We start from the raw sequence: 3,288 nt of genomic DNA on the forward strand, positions 1-3,288 counted from the left end.
GAAGGGCTGGCCTTTGATTTTGTCGCAGAACGCCTGGAGCTCGGCGGTGGTTGTAATCGGCGTCATCAAGTAGCTATACGCTCGCGAGTGGCCGAGTCTGCAAGCGCCGGATGCGCGCGGAGGCCAATTTCTTACCTGCCCTGAGTCCTAAAGGCGTCACATGACCGATCGGCCCAATGGCCTCACCTACGCCCAGGCCGGCGTCGACATCGACGCCGGGAACGAGCTGATCGAGCGTATCAAGCCTCTGGCCAAGGCTACCCGACGGCCCGGCGCGGACGCGGCCCTGGGCGGTTTCGGCGCCCTGTTCGACCTCAAGGCGGCAGGCTATTCCGACCCCCTGCTCGTCTCCACCACCGACGGCGTCGGCACCAAGCTGAAGATCGCCATCGAGACCGGCCAGCACGACACGGTGGGCATCGACCTGGTGGCCATGTGCGTCAACGACCTGCTGGCCCAGGGTGCCGAACCCTTGCTGTTCCTGGACTATTTCGCCACCGGCAAGCTGGACGTCGAGGCGGCCGCGCGGGTGGTCGGCGGTATCGCCGAGGGCTGCAAACAGGCCGGGGCGGCCCTGGTCGGCGGCGAGACCGCCGAGATGCCGGGCATGTATTCCGACGGCGACTACGATCTGGCCGGCTTCTCGGTGGGCGCGGTGGAGCGCGGCGCGGTGCTGCCGACCCTGGACACCCAGCAGGCCGGCGACGTGCTGATCGCCCTGGGATCGTCGGGCCCGCACTCCAACGGCTATTCTCTGGTCCGCCGCGTGGTCGAGCGCTCTGGCCTGGCATGGGACGCGCCCGCGCCGTTCGCGCCGGGCAAGACCCTGGCCGAGGCGCTGATGGCCCCCACCCGCATCTACATCAAGAGCGTCCTGCCGCAGATCAAGGCCGGTCGGATCAAGGGCGCCGCTCACATCACCGGCGGTGGCCTGATCGAGAACCCGCCCCGCGCCATCGCCGATGGGCTGGTCGCCAAGTTCGACTGGGAGGCCTGGACCCTGCCGCCGGTCTTCCAGTGGCTGGCCGAGGTCGGCGGGGTCGCCGAACACGAGCTGCGCCGGACGTTCAACTGCGGCGTCGGCATGATGCTGATCGTCGCCCCGGAGCACCTGCACGACGTGCTCGAAGGCCTGCTGGCGGCCGGCGAGGAAGCCTTCGTCTGCGGCGAGCTCGCGGCGGCCTAGCTACTCACCTCTAAACACCGCCGTCCGCTTCTGGTTGAACGCGGCGACACCCTCGCGGCGGTCCTTGGTCTTGAACAGGCGATTGTACTGGACGAGCTCCAGGGCCATGGCCTTGTCGAGCGGCAGGGCCGCGCCGCCTTGGACCACGGCCTTCAGCGCGCGCACCGACAAGGGCGCCTTCGAGGCGATCACCCGCGCGCGTTCCAGCACCTGGGGCATCAGTTCGTCGGCGGGGACCACGTGGTTGACCAGGCCGAAGTCCAGCGCCTGGCCCGCGTCGATGGGGAGACCCGACATCAGAAGCTCCGAGGCCCGGCGTTCGCCCGCGGCGCGGACGATGTACTGGGTGCCGCCGAGACCCGGTATGATCCCCAGACCGACCTCGGGTAGGCCCAGCCGCGCGCTCTCCGAGGCCCAGGCGAAGTCGCAGGCCAGGGCCATCTCGCAGCCGCCGCCCATGGCCGCGCCGTTGACCGCCGCGATGATCGGGAACGGGCACGAGAGCTGGGCGCGGATCATCGCCTCGAACATCACGTGCTGCTCGCCCCAGGCCGCGTCGGTCATGCCGTCGCGCTCCTTGAGGTCGGCGCCGGCGCAGAAGAACCGCCCCGCCCCGGTCAGCACGACCACCCGGACAGTCGCGTCCTGGGCCATGGCCCTCCAGAGCGCCAGCAGCTCCTCGCCCATGGCGGTGTTCAGGGCGTTCGCCGCCTCGGGCCGCGAGAGGGTCACCAGCCGGACACCGTCGCTGGCCTCGGTGAGCTTGATCGTCGTCTGGCTCATATCCCCTCCGGTCCGGCGACCACGCCGGTGTCGTGCAGTCGCGCGATCTCGCCGCCCGTAAGCCCCAGCACCTCGCTGAGCACCTCGTCGGTATGCTGTCCCAGCCTGGACGCGGGGCGCGCCTGGCCGCGCGTCTCCTGTGGGATCGTCCCGGCGAAGCCTGCCGCCGGATAGGTCCGTCCGCTGGGATGGACGATGTCGGAGTAGACCGGATTGCCCTTGAACAGGCGCGGGTCCTCGGCTGCCTGGCTCATGGGCTGGTAGGGGCCCCAGCAGACCCCTTCCCGCTCGAAGGCCGGCAACAGCTCGGCCAGGGTCTTGCGGGCGAAGGCCGCCTCGAAGATCGGCAGTAGCCGGGCGCGGTGGTCGAAGCGAAGCCCCTCGTCGACGGCGAAGCTCAAGCGGAGCTCGGCCTCCAGCGCCGCGACCGGCGCCTCGATCTCCAGAACCTGCAACAGACCCTTCCACTGGCGCGCGGTGATCGCCACCAGCATGATCCGCCGGCCGTCCTTCAGAACGAAGTCGCGGCCGAAGGCGCCGTAGAGGTCGTTGCCCATGCGCGGCCGGTCGGGTCCCGCCAGGGACTCCGCCAGATAGCCAAGATTGGCCAGGGTCGATCCGGCGATGTCGGAGAGCGGGATGCGGATCTCGCGGCCCTTGCCATCCTTGGCCCGCGCGCTCACCGCCGCCACCAGGGCGAAGGCCGCATAGGCGCCGGTCAACAGGTCCCAGGCGGGCAGGACGTGGTTCACCGGGCGCGGATCGTCTGGGTGGCCGGTCATCAGAGGCACGCCCACGGCGCTGTTGACCGTGTAGTCGACCGCCGGTCCGCCATCGGCCCAACCCATGACCCGGGCGCAGATCAGGTCGGGCCGCAGGGCCGACAGTTTCTCGTAGGAGAGAAAGCCCTCGACCGGGAAGTTGGTGACGAACACCCCGCCCTGCTCGCCGGGCGCCGCGGCCAGGCGCGCGGCGAGTTCCCGGCCCTCCGGACGGCCGAGATCGATGGCGATGGACTTCTTCGACTTGTTCAGCCCCTCCCAATAGAGGCTGTCGCCCCCCGGCGTGAGCGGCCAGCGCCGGAAGTCCGGGCCGCCGCCGATGTTGTCGAACCTGATCACTTCGGCGCCAAGCTGGGCGAGATAGAGGCCGCAGGTCGGGCCGGCGACGAAGGCAGAGCCCTCGACGACCCGCAGACCCTTCAGGAGGTCGTACATTCAGAAGCTCTTGGGCATGCCCAGCACGTGGGTGCCCACATGGCTGAGGATCAGGTTCGTGGAAATCGGCGCCACCTGGTAGAGGCGGGTTTCGCGGAACTT

The 3,288-nt window shown here is 69.6% G+C and carries 4 protein-coding genes; 1 reads left to right on the plus strand and 3 read right to left on the minus strand.

The window, feature by feature from the left end:
* Window positions 1-160: 160 nt before the first annotated feature.
* Complete coding sequence (gene purM, locus Q8Q77_RS16805; RefSeq protein WP_305584800.1) at window positions 161-1,186, plus strand: phosphoribosylformylglycinamidine cyclo-ligase; 1,026 nt, start codon at window positions 161-163, stop codon at window positions 1,184-1,186.
* Here purM and Q8Q77_RS16810 read toward each other — a convergent pair whose 3' ends face one another.
* The 3 genes from Q8Q77_RS16810 to Q8Q77_RS16820 form a co-directional block, all read right to left on the minus strand.
* Window positions 1,187-1,969, minus strand: a complete 783-nt coding sequence (locus tag Q8Q77_RS16810) for an enoyl-CoA hydratase/isomerase family protein (RefSeq protein WP_305584801.1) — start codon at window positions 1,967-1,969, stop codon at window positions 1,187-1,189.
* Entirely contained in the window at window positions 1,966-3,186 is a 1,221-nt protein-coding gene (locus Q8Q77_RS16815) for a CoA transferase (RefSeq protein WP_305584802.1), read from the minus strand. Before Q8Q77_RS16815 ends, Q8Q77_RS16810 begins: the two co-directional genes overlap by 4 nt.
* Window positions 3,187-3,288, minus strand: a 102-nt coding sequence (locus Q8Q77_RS16820) for a hypothetical protein (RefSeq protein WP_305584803.1), incomplete at its 5' end; no start/stop codon positions are given. It lies immediately after the preceding gene.

This window comes from Phenylobacterium sp. (genome assembly GCF_030698145.1).
Taxonomy (GTDB): Bacteria; Pseudomonadota; Alphaproteobacteria; order Caulobacterales; family Caulobacteraceae; genus Phenylobacterium.